General features: G+C 64.9%; 12 protein-coding genes. 5 read left to right on the top strand and 7 right to left on the bottom strand.

The features are described 5' to 3' along the window. The first annotated feature begins 48 nt into the window (after window positions 1-48). A complete protein-coding gene (gene yjgA / locus R2R70_RS00215; protein ID WP_043332563.1) occupies window positions 49-552 on the top strand; it encodes a ribosome biogenesis factor YjgA in 504 nt (167 codons plus the stop codon). 137 nt (window positions 553-689) lie between these two features. On the opposite strand, the gene tldD is transcribed toward yjgA, so the two are convergent. The 7 genes from tldD to R2R70_RS00180 all read right to left on the bottom strand — a co-directional run bounded on the left by tldD (window position 690) and on the right by R2R70_RS00180 (window position 11,627). Then, window positions 690-2,150 carry a metalloprotease TldD gene (tldD, locus tag R2R70_RS00210; RefSeq protein WP_317292706.1) on the bottom strand — a complete coding sequence of 487 codons (1,461 nt, stop codon included), beginning with the start codon at window positions 2,148-2,150 and terminating at the stop codon, window positions 690-692. Then, window positions 2,147-6,460 carry a YhdP family protein gene (locus tag R2R70_RS00205; protein WP_410976930.1) on the bottom strand — a complete coding sequence of 1,438 codons (4,314 nt, stop codon included), beginning with the start codon at window positions 6,458-6,460 and terminating at the stop codon, window positions 2,147-2,149. Before R2R70_RS00205 ends, tldD begins: the two co-directional genes overlap by 4 nt. An 80-nt stretch (window positions 6,461-6,540) precedes the next feature. Next, window positions 6,541-8,004, bottom strand: a complete 1,464-nt coding sequence (gene rng, locus R2R70_RS00200) for a ribonuclease G (RefSeq protein WP_043332570.1) — start codon at window positions 8,002-8,004, stop codon at window positions 6,541-6,543. Between the two features lie 185 nt (window positions 8,005-8,189). After that, complete coding sequence (locus R2R70_RS00195) at window positions 8,190-8,855, bottom strand: Maf family protein (protein WP_410976929.1); 666 nt, start codon at window positions 8,853-8,855, stop codon at window positions 8,190-8,192. Window positions 8,856-9,065: 210 nt separating this feature from the next. Beyond that, window positions 9,066-9,548 (bottom strand): rod shape-determining protein MreD, encoded by a 483-nt coding sequence (gene mreD / locus R2R70_RS00190; protein WP_043332574.1) that lies wholly within the window; start codon window positions 9,546-9,548, stop codon window positions 9,066-9,068. After that, window positions 9,548-10,525: a rod shape-determining protein MreC gene (gene mreC / locus R2R70_RS00185; protein WP_268750727.1), complete on the bottom strand. Its 978-nt coding sequence runs from the start codon at window positions 10,523-10,525 to the stop codon at window positions 9,548-9,550. Before mreC ends, mreD begins: the two co-directional genes overlap by 1 nt. Window positions 10,526-10,589: 64 nt before the next feature. Next, a complete protein-coding gene (locus tag R2R70_RS00180) occupies window positions 10,590-11,627 on the bottom strand; it encodes a rod shape-determining protein (RefSeq protein ID WP_043332576.1) in 1,038 nt (345 codons plus the stop codon). A 329-nt stretch (window positions 11,628-11,956) separates the two neighbouring features. Between R2R70_RS00180 and gatC the strand changes: the two genes are divergently transcribed. The 4 genes from gatC (at window position 11,957) to R2R70_RS00160 (ending at window position 16,024) form a co-directional block, all read left to right on the top strand. Continuing rightward, window positions 11,957-12,244 (top strand): Asp-tRNA(Asn)/Glu-tRNA(Gln) amidotransferase subunit GatC, encoded by a 288-nt coding sequence (gene gatC / locus R2R70_RS00175; protein WP_054555110.1) that lies wholly within the window; start codon window positions 11,957-11,959, stop codon window positions 12,242-12,244. A gap of 130 nt (window positions 12,245-12,374) precedes the next feature. Then, window positions 12,375-13,853 (top strand): Asp-tRNA(Asn)/Glu-tRNA(Gln) amidotransferase subunit GatA, encoded by a 1,479-nt coding sequence (gene gatA, locus R2R70_RS00170; protein WP_410976928.1) that lies wholly within the window; start codon window positions 12,375-12,377, stop codon window positions 13,851-13,853. Continuing rightward, on the top strand, window positions 13,853-15,307 hold the full coding sequence (gene gatB, locus R2R70_RS00165; protein ID WP_043332582.1) for an Asp-tRNA(Asn)/Glu-tRNA(Gln) amidotransferase subunit GatB: 1,455 nt from the start codon (window positions 13,853-13,855) through the stop codon (window positions 15,305-15,307). Before gatA ends, gatB begins: the two co-directional genes overlap by 1 nt. A 165-nt stretch (window positions 15,308-15,472) precedes the next feature. Beyond that, complete coding sequence (locus R2R70_RS00160; RefSeq protein ID WP_043332584.1) at window positions 15,473-16,024, top strand: cupin domain-containing protein; 552 nt, start codon at window positions 15,473-15,475, stop codon at window positions 16,022-16,024. The last annotated feature ends 37 nt before the right edge of the window (window positions 16,025-16,061 follow it).

Here is a 16,061-nt window from a genome sequence, read left to right as displayed (position 1 = left end):
CCGGCAGTGCTATACTGCCGCAAATTTCCCCGACTCATTGGAATTGGCATGCGTAAAGAAAGACCCGAGGAGCTCGTCGAGCGCCCCAGCAAGTCCCAGTTGAAGCGCGAGATGATCGAGCTGCAGGCGCTGGGCAAGAAGATCATCGATCTGCCGGAAGGCCAGCGCGCCAAGTTCCCGCTCTCTGACGACATGCTGGCCGCCATCGAGGAGACCCATCGCATTCGTAGTCACGAAGGCCTGCGTCGCCACATGCAGTACGTCGGCAAGCTGATGCGCAAGGAAGACCTGGACGCCGTGCGTGCCGTCTTCGAAGCCATGGAGCAGCAGAACGTGCGTCGCGATGCTTCCTTCCAGCGTCTCGAACGCTGGCGCGATCGACTGCTGGACGACGATGAAGCCTTCGTGATCTTCGTCGAGGATTATCCTCACGTGGACCGTCAGGCCCTGCGTCAGCTGATCCGCAATGCGCGTGCCGAACGTGACGCCGGCAAACAGCCCAACAGCGCCAAGAAGCTCTTCAAGCTGCTGCGTGCCGAACTCGACCTCTGATACGGGGTCTGCCGCTCACGCGCTGCGTCTCTCGTGCTGAACCTCACGCACTGATCCTCAAGCGCTTCCTCGACACCGCCATGGCCCTGCCACGGCGGTGTCGTCGTATTCATCGCTTCATTGTGAACACGACCCGCTCAGGATTGCGTGCCGCCGACCGTCAGCTCATCGAGCTTCAGCGTCGGCTGACCGACACCGACGGGCACGGACTGGCCGTCCTTGCCACACACGCCGACACCGGTATCCAGCTCCAGGTCGTTGCCGATCATCGAGACGCGGCCCATGGCTTCCGGCCCGTTGCCGATCAGGGTCGCGCCCTTGACCGGCGTGGTCACCTTGCCGTCTTCGATCAGATAGGCTTCGCTGGCGGAGAACACGAAACGCCCGGAGGTGATGTCGACCTGACCACCGCCGAAGCTGACCGCGTAAATGCCACGCTTGACGCTCTTGATGATCTCCTGCGGATCGCGATCGCCACCCAGCATGTAGGTATTGGTCATGCGCGGCATCGGCAGGTGCGCGAAGGACTCACGCCGCGCATTGCCCGTCGGCGCCATGCCCATCAGGCGGGCATTGAGCTTGTCCTGCATGTAGCCGGTGAGGATGCCGTCCTCGATCAGCGGCGTGTACTGCCCCGGGATGCCTTCGTCATCGACGGACAGCGAGCCACGGCGATCGGCCAGGGTCGCATCATCGACCACGGTGACGCCGCGTGCCGCGACCTGCTCACCCATGCGGCCCGAGAAGGCAGAGCTGCCCTTGCGGTTGAAGTCACCTTCCAGACCATGACCGACCGCCTCGTGCAGCAGCACGCCCGGCCAGCCGTTGCCCAGCACCACCGGCATCTGGCCGGCCGGTGCATCGATGGCCTCGAGATTGACCAGCGCCTGACGCACGGCTTCACGCGCGTAACGCTCGGCGACATTCTCATCGCGCAGACGGGTCAGCGGGAAACGACCACCGCCACCGGCACTGCCACGCTCGCGACGGCCATTGCGCACCGCGATCACGCTGATGTTGAAACGCACCAGCGGACGCAGGTCCGCGGCGAGGGTGCCATCGCTGGCACGCACCATCACCACCTCGTAAAGCGCCGACAGCGAGGCCGACACCTGACTGATGGACGGGTCAAGGCTGCGCGCGATGCGGTCCGCTTCCTTGAGCATCGCGACCTTGTCCTCAGCGCTCAGGCCATTCAGCGGGTCGATGCCCGCATAGAAGGACGGCGCCTCGGTGATGATCGAGCTTGCGACCGTGCCGCTGCTGCCGCTGCGCGAGATACCCGCCGCAGTACGGCCAGTGTCGGCAAGGGCGGCGGCATCGATCTGATTGGAGTATGCGAAGCCGGTCTTTTCCCCCGCCAGTGAGCGTACGCCCACGCCGCCATCGATGTTGTAGCTGGCGTCCTTGACGACGCCGTCTTCCAGCACCCAGCTCTCCTGCCAGATACGCTGGAAGTAGAGGTCGGCATAGTCGGTGCCCGGGCCCATGGCATGTGCCAGGCCAGCATCCAGATCATCCAGGCTGAGCCCGCCCGGGGTCAGCAACAGGGCCGCGGCATCGTCGAGCACGCGACCGGAACTCGCATTTTGCGTCATTCGGCACTTTCCAGAGTAATGTTCGGGTCGCCCCAGGGGCCTGATACCCGATAGTGAATTTGCGTCACCTTGTCGATGAAGCGGCCGAAGATCTTGTCGGCCACGAACAGCGCCCCGCCCACGGCGGGTGCGCCTGCCAGCACGGCGGCCAGCGGAAGGTTCTGGCTGACCGGCACCGTGATGGCCATGCGTTGATCAAGGGTACCGCGAAGCAGATCGACCTGCCCGTTGAGTGTCACGGTGGTGGACGGCGCCTCGATACGCAAGGGGCCATCGCTTTCCAGCCGCCCATCGAAGAGCGTCGCTGCGCCGCGCACCTTGTCGAAGGCCGTCCCCTTATCGGTGACGTCAGAGAAGTCCAGCGACAGCCGGCGCAGCAGGTTATCCACATTGACCAGCCCCAGCAGGCGGGCAGAGGTCGAGCCCAGATTCAGGAAGCGTCCGTCATCCAGCTTGATCTCGACACGCCCATTGGAGCGCGACAGGGCAAAGTCCTGCGGCGCACCGGGCCAGGCCAGCTTGACCTCGGCCCGGGCGCGGTCCGCCTCGATGCCGCGCGGCTGGGAGAGACGCTCGAGCAACCCGCCCAGGTCACTGCCATCGGCGGACAGGCGAGCGCGCGTCAGACTGTTGGTGCCGGCATCCTCCCAGGTGATGTTGCCCACCGCGGTGATCTTGCCCAGCGTGATGGAGAGCGGCAACACCACCAGCTGCTGGCTGTCGGCGGTCCAGTCGGCACTGATCGGCCCCAGCTGCTGATCGCGCCAGATGAGGTGTGCCAGACGCAGACTGCCCGCGGGCAGGTCGGCAAGCTCAGCGGGATACGGCGTCGGCTCGATGCCGACATCGATAGCCTCGGTAAAGTTGCTGGGCGCACTGGCGGTCTGCGTCTCCTGCTCGGCATCCGCGGGCCACAGGGCATCGAGATTCAGGATATCCAGGTCCAGAATCAGCGGTCGCGCGGCGCCTGACTGCCACACCAGCTCGCCACTGGCGAGCTGACCATCCAGCGTCGCGGCCAGCCCCAGCCCTTGCTGCTGCGAGCTCTGGCGCGGCGCGGCCTCGAGCGTCATCGGCCCCGTACACCGGGACTGGATCATCAGGCAATCGGTGGCAACGCGTAGGCGTGACAAGGCACGCAGGGGGTCACTCTGCCCCGCGTCGCTGCCCTCACCACTCGCGCTGCCCTCTCCACTCACGCCACCTTCACCGGAGAGCGCTCCCGCCCACGGCTTCCAGAGCTCGGGGGCGAGGGTCGGTGTGCGCCAGGCGATGTCCCAGCCGGTCTGGGTGGGCCACTGCGGGTCACTCGGCCAACGCTCCAGCCACAACTGCCCCGTCATCGGCGCCGTGCTGCCATCGTCACGCGTATTGCCACCTTTCCAGCGTGCTCGGGCGCGATTGTCGAGGCGAACATCGCCGCCACCCTCCGCGAGCCCGATATCCACCGCCAGCGGTGCCGCCTCCTCTCGCGCCTTGCCAAAGGGTGCCGGCAGATCGATGGCGACTCCCTTGAGGTCACTCGAGAGGGCCAGACTGGCGCCGTCATCCGGCAGCATCAGGCGCGCCTGGTAGTGGAACTCGCCGCCCAGCGCGCGCGGGGTCTCGCCGTCCTGCAAGGCAGCCCGGGTGTTCTCGGCGGCATCGCCGATCAGGTGCTCGGGCGCGCCCAGCCAGCCCAGCACCGGCGCCAATGGTGCCTTGCCGTCGAAGATGATCGCGCCCTTGCTGCTTGAATCTGCCTGCCCGATGTTGAGCGCCGCCTTGACCGCACCGCCGAACAGCTTGCCGGAGAGATTGCCGGTCAACTGTTCACGGCGCCCCTCGGGGCGCGATGGGTCATGCACGAACTCGAGCGGCCCGCGAATGCCGTCAACCTCGATGCCCGGCCCCGGGAAGGCCAGCGTCGCCGCCTGGCGCTCGCCGACCTTGCCCGCCGCGGTGATGCGCGTCTGCTCGGCGTCCTCCAGCGGCACGCGGATGTCCATCGTCGCATCCACCGAGCCCTTGCCCTGCCATTCGGCGATCAGCGCAGCGGTATCTTCCAGCGGCGCATGCGAGAGCAGATCGAACAGCGCTTCGACGCTGCCGGTCACATCACCCTGAATCTTCAAGGTGTTGTCCTGCATGTCGACGTCGGCCTGACGCACCGACAGGGGCGCTGCACTGCCCAGCGCCGTGACCGGCTGAGAGCGCGCCGCCGCGACCGTGGCACTCAGCGTATTGTCATGCAGCGCGAGGTTGCCCTTCACGCCCTCCAGCGCAGGCCAGCCCTCGGCATAACCGAGTCGCCCATCCTCGATGGCCAGCTCAAGGTCCATCGAATCGCCGGGGCCATAGCCATTTTCGCCATTGTCGTCATCCCACACCTGGGTGAGATGCAGGCTGCCCTCGGGGACCTGCCCCGCGACATCGCGCGTCAACCACTCGCTCAGCGCCGGGTCCAGCACCTTCATCGGCAACCAGGAGGCCAGCGGAATGCTGCGGGCATCCACATCACGCATCTCGAGATCCAGCTGGAAGCGATCATGGTCCTGAGCGGGAATCTGCAGGCCGAAGCCACCCGTCACATCGGCGCCAGCGCGCTGGATATGCAGATCATGCCCCGAGACGCTGCTGCCACTGTCATCGACCTTGACCTCGACCACTCCGTCGGCAGCCTCGAGCTGCCAGCCGTCGCCGAAGACCTCGGGGAAGTGGAAGCGCATGCCCTGGTCGCCACGAAACGCGATCCGGCTCGCGATGCCGCCTTCATCAAGGCTCTGCGCGGTGACCCAGGCCGCCAGGGGACCGAGTCCCGGAGCGCCCTGCCAGGGTTCCACCTCGGCGCCGGTGAGGCCCAGCGCCAGCTTCATGGTCAGTGGGGTATCGAGGCCGATCCCGGCCAGCGACAGGGAGAGGCCGGTGGCCGTGCCACGCGGATCGAGAGACTCGAGCACATTGCCCAGCTCGCCGGGCGCCAGCACATTGCGCCAGCGCGCCACCTTTTCCAGATCGAAACTGCTGGTGACCAGTGACACGCTGCCCTCGGCGAGATCCCCCGACAGCGAAATACGCTCAGGCAGACTGGCAAGCGCCGCGGAGACTTCTGCCGATGACGCCGCTTGCGGCGTCTGGCCATCACTGCCTGCCACCGGATCGCCGGGCGCCGAAGCGTCGGCCACCGGAGCGCCGGCCGCCGGGGTGCCGGCCACCGGGGCGTCATCGAGTTGCGAGGCGCCGACCGAGATCTGATTGAGCCAGGCCTGCCAGCGATCACTGCCCGCCAGGTCGCGCAGCCACTGGCCACGCGCATGAATGTCCTTGAGCGCCAGCTGGGCGCCATGGTGATCCAGCGTCAGGCGATTGAGATCGAGACGCAGACGAGCATCTTCCAGTCGCGCGTCACGCCAGCGCGCCCACAGCGTCGCGTTGCCATCGGCGTCGCGCAGCATCAGGCTGTCGCGCTCGCCCATCAGGCGCCCGACACTCGCCAGCGCACCGGCGTCCAGCTCCACCTGCAGCTGGGCCGAGTAGTCGGCGAGGCCGTCATCTCCCGGCAGCACCTCCAGCACGGCGCTGACACCGGCCTGAGGCGATTCCCCGACCCGCAACTGGCCTTCCAGGTGCGCGCGATCGCCTTCTCCCGACAGCAACAGCTCGGCGGCATTCAGGTTGAGGGTATCGTTGCGACCATGCAGCACCAGACGCACGTCCTCGAGCCGCACACGCTGACGCGCCAAAAGCGCCAGCCCCTGCTCCGTCTGCGCAAGGCTCATCTGTCCTTCGGGTTCGAGCGCTTCGGGAGGACGCGGCGGTCCCGGCCAGCCCCAGCTGCCATCTTCGCGCTGGTACAGGTGCACGATGACGCCGGTGGCGGTGGCGCGATCAAAGACAGGCGCCAGATGGCGCAGGGAGGAAAGTACATCGAGACGGGTTTCCAGATGCGACACGCTCAACAGCGGCGCCGCCTGCATCTCGTTGGGTCGAAAGAGGTTGAGACCCGACAGCTTGATGGCCGGATCAAGGTGATCCATGCGGCCCTCAAGCGATGACATCCCCACATTGGAGTGGGTCTGGGTGGCAATGAAGTCACTGATGGACTCACTGCGCGAATCCAGCGTGGTCAACCACCAGCGCAGGCCCCCGATCAGGATGGCCAGCAACGCCAGCAGCACCGCGAGCGCCATCAGCAGCCCGCGCGCCCAGCGCCGCCCACGCGAGGGTGGCGCTGGCGTCGCAGCTGACGAAGACGGGGCGTCTTCGACGCCCTCCTGCGCCGCCTCTTGCGAGGTAGAACGTGCCGCCTCTGGTGAGGTAGAACGGGTCACTGGTGGTTCTCCGAACAGGACAGACTCACGATGTGGATAACGCGACTCCCGGCATCATCGCAGGCGCGGCGGCTGACAGATCACATGAGCACAATATCGTACTGCTCCTGGGTGTAATGCGCCTCGACCTGGAAGCGGATGGTCTTGCCGATGAAGCTCTCGAGGTCCGCCACGGCCGCGGATTCCTCGTCCAGCAGGCGATCGACCACGTTCTGTGAGGCCAGCACCATGTAGGTATCCGGGCTGTAGGCGCGCTCTTCGCGCATGATCTCGCGGAAGATCTCGTAGCAGACCGTCTCCGGTGTCTTGAGGGTGCCGCGCCCCTGACAGGTCGGGCAGGCCTCGCACAGCACCTGTTCCAGACTCTCGCGCGTGCGCTTGCGCGTCAGCTGCACCAGGCCCAGCTCGGTCACGCCGGTCATCTTGTTCTTGGCATGATCACGCTCCAGCGACTTCTCGAGCACGCGCAGCACCTGGCGCTGGTGCTCGGTCTCTTCCATGTCGATGAAGTCGATGATGATGATGCCGCCGAGATTGCGCAGGCGCAGCTGGCGCGCGATGGCGGTCGCCGCCTCGAGATTGGTCTTGAAGATGGTCTCTTCGAGGTTGCGATGACCGACGAAACCCCCGGTGTTGACGTCGATGGTGGTCATCGCCTCGGTCTGGTCGATCACCAGATAGCCGCCACTCTTGAGCTGCACCTTGCGGCCCATCGCCTTGTGCAGTTCATCCTCGACACTGAACAGGTCGAAGATCGGCCGCTCGCCGGGGTAATACTCGATGCGCCCTTCCATGTCCGGCATGAACTCGCTGGCGAATTCCTTGAGCCGGATGAAGTTCTCGCGCGAGTCGATGCGCACGCGCTCGATCTCGTCACGCATCACGTCGCGCAGCGTGCGCATGAACAGCGGCAGATCATCATAGATCACGCTGGGCACGGCGGCGGTCAGGCGACGCTCGCTGACCTTGCGCCACAGGCGCAGCAGGAAGTGCATGTCCTGCTTGAGCTCGGCCTCGCTGATGCCTTCGGCCGCCGTGCGCAGAATGAAGCCGCCGGGCGCTTCCGGGTCCAGCGCCGTCAGGCACTGCTCGGTGAGCTCCTTGAGACGGTCACGCTCGGCATCGCTCTCGATGCGCTGCGACACGCCGGTATGCGGCGAGTCCGGCATGTAGACCAGATAGCGTGACGGCACCGACAGATGCGTGGTCAGCCGGGCGCCCTTGGTGCCGATGGGGTCCTTGGTGACCTGCACCACCAGTGGCTGGCCTTCGCTGAGCAGCTCGCGGATCGAGAGCTGCTCATCATGCGGCGTGTGCGCCGGCATGACTTCCTGGGCATGGATGAAGGCGGCCCGTTCGAGACCGATGTCGATGAAGGCCGCCTGCATGCCGGGCAACACTCTCACCACCTTGCCACGGTAGATGTTGCCGACGATGCCGCGTCGCCCGCTGCGTTCGATGAAGGCTTCCTGCAGGACACCGTTCTCGACTACCGCCACGCGGGTCTCCATCGGTGTCAGGTTGATCAATACCTCGCCGCTCATAGCGCAAGTCCTTGTAAAGTCGTTGCTTGCGATTATGACATAGCAAGGGAGCCCCCGGCTGTGATCTATCGACTAAGGATTTCCTGCAACGGGTATTTTGTGCCACGCACGCAAGCCATCGTCCTTCACGATGGCGCTGGAGTGCTGTCTCGACACCCGACTGACGCAGTGCGGAACATCCCCCGTCAGAGCGGTTGCCACGGCTGAACGCCCGCCTTGCTCAACAACTGAGCGGTCTCATGCAGCGGCAGCCCGACCACGGCGCTGTAACTGCCCTCGAGATGACTGACGAAGACGGCGCCGAGCCCTTGGATGGCATACCCCCCCGCCTTGTCAGCCGGCTCACCGGTCGCCCAGTAGCGCGCGGCCTCCTCTGGAGTGATCGTGCGGAAAGTCACGCGGCTCTCGACCAGCTCGCTCGCGCAGCGCATGTCGCGCCCGGCGTCGCCATGACACAGCGCAACGCCACTGAGCACCTGATGGCTGCGCCCCGACAGGCTGAGCAGCATCTCGCGCGCATCGGCCTCATCGCGCGGCTTGCCGAGAATGCGTCCATCCAGTGCCAGCGCGGTATCCGCGCCGAGCACTCGCCGCCCCGCCGTCTGGCCTGCCGTCCGCTGCGCCAGGGCCGCGAAACCGGCCTGCGCCTTCTCCCGCGCCAGACGCAGCACGTAATGCTCCGGCGACTCATTGGCCTGCGGCGTCTCATCGATATCCACCGGCGCCACCTCACATTGGATGCCGATACTGGCCAGCAGGTCACGACGACGCGGCGACCCCGAGGCCAGAATCAATTCCGCTTGAGCAGCGCCCTGTTGATCAGCACCCTGTTGAGCAATGCCCTGAGACATCACTTTGCGCTGCGTCGCGGCGTCAGAGTTCGCAAAGAGTGAGGAAGTGGGGCTTGCGGTGTCAGGTGTGGATGGCCTGGAAGTGCATGACCTTGAACTGGATGACATGGAAGACCTCGTGAAGAGAAACATGGCTGACAAGTACCAGAAAGCCGCCCGTAGGCGGCTTTTGGAAGCTCACAAGAAGCGCTATCGATGCGCCAGTGGCACTCAGGCCGCGACCCGCCGACGCAGCATCTGCAGCAGGGTATAGAGCCACGGCCACAATGCACCGCCGATGACCGCCGAGAGCAGGAACGACAGGCTGACGGGGCCGGCACCGAACAGACTGCGCAGCCATTGATCCAGCAACTGCGCGATGCCCAGCACCACGATCACCAGCAACGCCTGCTGCAACAGCGAGTAGGCGCGAATGCGCTGATAGAGCAGCACACCCATGAAGGCCGTCAGCGACAGTACCAGGGCGTTGTGCCCCAGCGGTGCGCCCTGCAGCACATCCAGCGCCAGTCCGAACAGGAAGCCGTGGAAGACTCCGACACTCTGCGGCGAGACGATGCACCAGTAGACCAGCATCAGGCCCAGCCACTGGGGCCGCCAGATCAGCCATACATCCGGCAATGGCATGACCTGCAGACACAGCGCCAGCAGCAGCGAGAACCAGCACAGCAAGGTGGTCTGGGGACGAAAGGCCATCAGTTGTTCTCCCCGGCAGCATCGGTGGGTGCCTGTGCGTCTGCCGCATCCTCGGCGGAGCCTTGTGCGGCGTCGTCACCCTCGGGTCTGGGCGCCGCCAGGTTGTCGCGCGGCAACTCATCGAGGCTGTCATCGACATACAGGTTGTCGGTGTCCACCGGCGGCGGCATCTGGATCAGGAAGTTGCGCGAACGCTCCAGCTGCGCGATGGGCTCGGCACTCACGCGGGCGAACGGCTTGCCGGGATCATGGTAGACCTCGGTGACACGTGCCACCGGCAAGCCGCGCGGAAAGCGCAGCGCCAGTCCGGAAGTCACCAGCAGATCACCGACACGAATGTCGGCGGTATCCGGCACATGCAGCACATCGACCTGGTCGATCTTGCCGCTGCCCTGGGCGATGAAGCGCAGGCCATTGCGATTGATCTCCACCGGCACGGCGTGGCTGGCATCACTGATCATCAGCACGCGACTGTTGTAGGCCGAGGTGGAGATGACCTGCCCGACGAGGCCATAGGCATCGAGTACCGGCAAGCCGATGCGCACGCCATCCTGCTCGCCGCGGTCCACCACCATGCGGTGGGAGAACGGGTCAGCATCGAGGGTCAGCAACTGGGAGGTGATATAGGGGATGTCGCTACGCTGCCCGGCATTGAGCAATTCGCGCAGGCGCGTATTCTCGGAGGTCAGGCTCGCCATGCGTTGCACACGGCTGGACAGATTGAGCAGCTGTTCGCGCAGCGCGCGATTCTCGTCGGCCAGCTCCTGCTGGTCGGCAAACACCAGTGCCCCCCAGCTGATGCCTTCCGTCGGCAAGCTGACGACCCACTGCACGGGCGATACCAGCGTCGCCATGCTGGCGCGCACATCGACCATCCAGCTGAAGCGATCTTCGGCAAACATCAGCGCGAGTGACAGCACCGCGCACAACAGCATGCGGTAGCCGGGCACGGGGCCACGCGTGAACAGGGGTTTGATAGCACTTCCTCCGACAGGCCGGGACCAGCCGTACAGCACACAGCATGCCCGGCCCCGAACGAGGTCAATCGCTCGACAGCAGCTCGAAGGTGTGCTGATCGATCATTTCCAGCGCCTTGCCACCGCCACGCGCCACGCAGGTCAGCGGGTCTTCGGCGATGATCACCGGCAGGCCCGTCTCTTCCGCGATCAGCTTGTCGATGTCACGCAGCAGCGCACCACCACCGGTCAGCACCAGGCCGCGCTCGGCGATGTCGGAGGCCAGCTCCGGCGGAGACTGCTCGAGCGCGCTCTTGACCACCGAGACGATGGCCGCCAGCGGTTCCTGCAGCGCATCGAGAATCTCGTGGGAGTTGAGCGTGAAGGAACGCGGAATGCCCTCGGCCAGGTTGCGGCCGCGCACGTCGATCTCGCGCAGCTCGCCACCCGGGTAGGCACAACCGATCTCTTCCTTGATGCGCTCGGCCGTCGCCTCACCGATCAGGCTGCCGTAATGGCGACGCACATAGGAGGTGATGGCTTCGTCGAAGCGGTCACCGCCGATACGCACGGATTCGGAATAGACCACGCCGTTGAGCGAGATGATGGCGATTTCAGTGGTACCACCACCGATATCGACCACCATGGAGCCCATCGCCTCTTCCACCGGCAGGCCCGCACCGATCGCGGCAGCCATCGGCTCCTCGATCAGGTAGACCTCACGCGCGCCGGCCCCTTCGGCCGATTCCTTGATGGCGCGACGCTCGACCTGGGTCGACATGCACGGCACACACACCAGCACACGAGGGCTGGGTGTCAGGAAGGTGCTCTGATGCACCTTGCGGATGAAATGCTGGAGCATCTGTTCGGTAACGGTGAAGTCGGCGATGACGCCGTCCTTCATCGGACGGATGGCCGTGATATTGCCGGGGGTACGCCCCAGCATGCGCTTGGCATCGGCACCGACGGCCGCCACACTGCGGGCATTCCCGGACTGGCGAATGGCCACGACTGAGGGCTCGTCGAGCACGATACCGCGACCGCGCACATAAATAAGCGTGTTGGCAGTACCCAGATCGATCGACAGATCGCTCGAGAACAGCCCACGTAAACGTTTAAACATGGAAGTTGATCACCTAGTCCAGACCGGAACCCTGTGCAGACGCGAACGGTACCATTGCCACCCCATGGCGGCAAGCTGACACGCCTGCCAGAGCGACGCAGATGTGGTACATTTCACGCCGAATCACACTGTAACGGCGCATTCGGCGACAGATTGCTCCATCGCTGCAAAGCGCGCTGTTTTACAGGGTAACGGGCATCGGGTTTGCCGGGACACCACAATTTTCGAATTCGGCTTTTCGCGCTCGTCGCGCCAGTCCGATTCCGCGTGGTCGTCTCCGACTCCTGCCGTCACCTCAAGCCTCTCGAAGCCAAGACAGGGAAACTTCAATGGCCCTTGAACATTCAGATGTGCTGCGTGCCGCTCACCTCGCACGCCTGGGTCTTGCCTCGCAGGATGCCGAAGCCTACGTCGAGGATCTCGACCGGATTCTCGCCATGGTCGACCAGCTGCAACAGGTCGATACCGACGGCGTCGCACCGCTGGCACACCCGCTTGAAGCCACGCAACGCCTGCGCGCGGACGAAGTCACCGAATCGAATCAGCGCGAGCGTTTTCAGCAGGTGGCCCCGGCCACAGAGCAGGGTCTGTATCTGGTTCCGCGCGTCGTCGAGTGATCTCGCCTGGCAGGTCGCTCACGCATCGTGACCGGCTGCCATCGGATACCACGTCACGCGGCACGCCCCGTCCGCCCCGGAATTTCTGCGGACGATGCCCGGCGCATCGTCTGCACTGATGGAATCGAACATGTCATCGTCCATTGCACTACATGACAAGACGCTCAGTGAGCTGGCGCAAGGCCTGGAGGCCGGCGAATACACCAGCCGCGAGCTGACGGAAGCCTTCCTGGCCCGTATCGAACGCCTCGACGGCGAGCTCAACAGCTACATCACCCTGTGCCGCGAAGACGCGCTGCGTGATGCGGATGCCGCCGATGCACGCCGTGCCGCTGGCAATGCCGCCGCGCTGACCGGCGTGCCGATGGCCATCAAGGACATCTTCTGCACCGAAGGTATACGCACCAGCTGCGGTTCGAAGATGCTCGACAACTTCGTCGCGCCCTACGACGCCACCGTGATCGAGAAGCTCAAGGCCGAAGGCGTGGTGATTCTCGGCAAGACCAACCTCGATGAGTTCGCGATGGGCTCCTCGAACGAGAACAGCCACTACGGCGCCGTCAAGAACCCGTGGGATCTGTCCGCCGTCCCGGGTGGCAGCTCCGGCGGCAGTGCCGCCGCCGTCGCCGCAGGCCTTGCGCCGGCCGCCCTGGGCACCGACACCGGCGGTTCCATCCGCCAGCCGGCCGCCTTCTGTGGCATCACCGGCCTCAAGCCGACCTACGGTCGCGTCTCGCGCTACGGCATGATCGCCTACGCCTCCAGCCTCGATCAGGGCGGCCCGATGGCCCGCTCCGCCGAAGACTGTGCGCGCCTGATGAACGTGATCGCCGGCGCCGACCCGCGCGACTCCACCAGCGTGGTGCGTGGCGTGCCGGATTACGTCGAAGGGCTGGACTATAACCTCAAGGGCCTGAAGATCGGCCTGCCGAAGGAATACTTCGGCGAAGGCCTGTCCGAGGAAGTCGAAGCCTCCGTGCGTGCCGCGATCAAGGTCTTCGAGGATGCCGGTGCCAGCGTGCAGGAAATCTCGCTGCCGCATACCCACCTCGCCATCCCGACCTACTACGTGATCGCGCCGGCCGAGGCCTCCTCCAACCTGTCGCGTTACGACGGCGTGCGTTTCGGCCATCGCTGCAAGGACCCGCAGGACCTGGAAGACCTTTACAAGCGCACGCGCGAGGAAGGCTTCGGCGACGAGGTGAAGCGTCGCATCATCATCGGCACGCACACCCTGTCCGAAGGCTTCTTCGATGCCTACTACATCAAGGCCCAGAAGGTGCGTCGCCTGATCCGTCAGGACTTCCTCGATGCCTTCGACCAGGTCGATGTACTGATGGGCCCGGCGGCACCGACCCCGGCGTTCGATCTCGGCGCGCACAAGGACCCGCTGTCCATGTACCTGCAGGATCTCTACACCATCGCCATCAACCTGGCGGGCATTCCGGGCATCAGCGTGCCGGCCGGCCTGGCAGGCAAGCGTCCGGTGGGTCTGCAGATCCTCGGCCCGCACTTCGGTGAGCAGACCCTGCTGGGCGTCGCGCACCAGTTCCAGCAAATCACCGACTGGCACCGCCAGCGCCCGGAATTCGGACAGGAGCAAGCCTGATGCAATGGGAAGTCGTAATCGGGCTTGAGGTTCACGCTCAGCTCGCCACCCAGTCAAAGATCTTCTCCGGCTCTTCCACCACCTACGGTGCCGAGCCCAACACCCAGGCCAGCGCCGTGGACCTCGGCCTGCCGGGCACCCTGCCGGTGCTCAACGAGCAGGCCGTGGCCATGGCCGTGCGCTTCGGCCTCGCCGTCGATGCCGCCGTTGCCGGCCGTTCGGTGTTCGAGCGCAAGAACTACTTCTACCCGGATCTGCCCAAGGGCTACCAGACCAGCCAGATGGATCAGCCCATCGTCGGCCCTGGCGTGCTCGAGATCCTGCTGGAAGATGGCACGCGCAAGTCGATCCGTATCCACCACGCCCACCTCGAGGAAGATGCCGGCAAGTCGCTGCATGAAGACTTCCAGGGCATGACCGGTATCGACCTCAACCGTGCCGGCACACCGCTGCTGGAAATCGTCTCCGAGCCGGACATGCGTTCCGCCAAGGAAGCGGTGGCCTACGTGAAGGCGATCCACGCCATCGTCACCTACCTGGGCATCTCCGACGGCAACATGGCCGAAGGCTCCCTGCGTTGCGACGTCAACGTCTCGGTGCGCCCCAAGGGTCAGGAAGCCTTCGGCACCCGCGCGGAGATCAAGAACGTCAACTCCTTCCGCTTCATCGAGCGTGCCATCCACTTCGAGGTGGAGCGTCAGATCGAGCTGATCGAGGACGGTGGCAAGGTCGTGCAGGAAACCCGCCTGTATGATCCGGACGCCGACGAGACGCGCAGCATGCGCACCAAGGAAGAAGCCAACGATTACCGCTACTTCCCGTGCCCGGACCTGCTGCCAGTGGAAGTGGACGAGGCCTATATCGAACACCTGCGCCAGACCCTGCCGGAACTGCCGGCCGAGAAACGCGCCCGTTTCGAAAGCGAACTGGGCCTGTCCGCCTATGACGCCAGCGTGCTGTCCGCCAGCCGCGAGATGGCCGACTTCTTCGAGGAAGTGAAGGATGTCTGCGGCGACGCCAAGCAGGCCGCCAACTGGGTGCAGGGCGAGCTGGCCGGTCGTCTCAACAAGGAAAACCTCGACATCACCGTCAGCCCGGTCTCCGCGGCGCAGTTGGGCGGCCTGATCAAGCGCATCGTCGATGAGACCATCAACGGCAAGGCCGCCAAGCAGGTGTTCGCTGCACTGTGGGATGGCGAAGGCAAGAGCGCCGACGAGATCATCGAGTCGCGCGGCCTCAAGCAGGTCACCGACACCGGTGCCATCGAAGCCGTGGTCGATCAGGTGATCGCCGACAACCCGGCCCAGGTGACCCAGTATCAGGAAGCCGAACCGGACAAGCGTGGCAAGATGATCGGCTTCTTCGTCGGTCAGGTGATGAAGGCCTCGCGCGGCACCGCCAATCCGCAACAGGTCAACAAGGTGCTGAAAGACAAGCTGGATAGCCTCAGCTGATCGCGTGGTCGATGATCAGGACAGCGCCGGCTCTGATGCCGATGCCCCTGATCTTGACCACCAGCACGTGAACGACTGCCAGTCGCGGAGCTCCGTGGCTGGCCGTCGTCGGTCTGGAAGGGCTTGCCCCTCTCCTCAACTCGTCGCGACATGAAGGATGTTCTGATGGCAGATGATGTCGGTGCCCGCCTGCGGGCATTGCGTACCTTGCGTGGCATCTCGCAACGCGAGCTGGCCAAGCGCTGCGGTGTGACACACTCGAGCCTGTCACTGATCGAACAGGGCAAGGTCAGCCCGTCGGTGAGTTCACTGTCGAAGATTCTCGCCGCCATTCCCATGAGTGTCGGCGACTTCTTCACCATGGAGCTCGAGAACACCGCCAAGGTGTTTTACAGCGAGGAGGAGCTGATCAACGTCGGCAGCGGCGATGTCATCTTCAAGCTGGTGGGCGCCAAGCGGCGTGACCGCGCCCTGTCGTTCATGATCGAGACCTACCCGCCCGTCACTGACACTGGCCGCGAGATGATCACCCATCAGGGTGAGGAAGCGGGCGTGGTCATCGAGGGCGAGATAGAGATCACCATCGGTGGCGACACGCGGGTATTGAAGGCGGGCGACGCCTACTACTTCGATACCAACGTGCCGCATCGCTTCCGCAACATCGGTGATGTCGAGTGTCGCCTGGTCAGCTGCGCCACGCCGGCGCGGATGTTCTAGCCTCTGCGGCGAAGGCAAGCAAGAAGAGGCCACGCAA

Origin of the sequence: Cobetia sp. SIMBA_158 (assembly GCF_046566945.1) — a bacterium.
GTDB lineage: Bacteria > Pseudomonadota > Gammaproteobacteria > Pseudomonadales > Halomonadaceae > Cobetia > Cobetia amphilecti.
This window is presented reverse-complemented; position numbering and strand designations above follow the sequence as displayed.

Bases quoted from the DNA above. Each gene is read 5' to 3' on its own strand.
- yjgA (WP_043332563.1), top strand. From the start codon at position 49: ATGCGTAAAGAAAGACCCGAGGAGCTCGTCGAGCGCCCCAGCAAGTCC.
- gatA (WP_410976928.1), top strand. From the start codon at position 12,375: ATGTCATCGTCCATTGCACTACATGACAAGACGCTCAGTGAGCTGGCG.
- gatB (WP_043332582.1), top strand. From the start codon at position 13,853: ATGCAATGGGAAGTCGTAATCGGGCTTGAGGTTCACGCTCAGCTCGCC.
- R2R70_RS00180 (WP_043332576.1), bottom strand. From the start codon at position 11,627: ATGTTTAAACGTTTACGTGGGCTGTTCTCGAGCGATCTGTCGATCGAT.
- gatC (WP_054555110.1), top strand. From the start codon at position 11,957: ATGGCCCTTGAACATTCAGATGTGCTGCGTGCCGCTCACCTCGCACGC.
- tldD (WP_317292706.1), bottom strand. From the start codon at position 2,150: ATGACGCAAAATGCGAGTTCCGGTCGCGTGCTCGACGATGCCGCGGCC.
- rng (WP_043332570.1), bottom strand. From the start codon at position 8,004: ATGAGCGGCGAGGTATTGATCAACCTGACACCGATGGAGACCCGCGTG.
- R2R70_RS00195 (WP_410976929.1), bottom strand. From the start codon at position 8,855: ATGTCTCAGGGCATTGCTCAACAGGGTGCTGATCAACAGGGCGCTGCT.
- R2R70_RS00160 (WP_043332584.1), top strand. From the start codon at position 15,473: ATGGCAGATGATGTCGGTGCCCGCCTGCGGGCATTGCGTACCTTGCGT.
- mreD (WP_043332574.1), bottom strand. From the start codon at position 9,548: ATGGCCTTTCGTCCCCAGACCACCTTGCTGTGCTGGTTCTCGCTGCTG.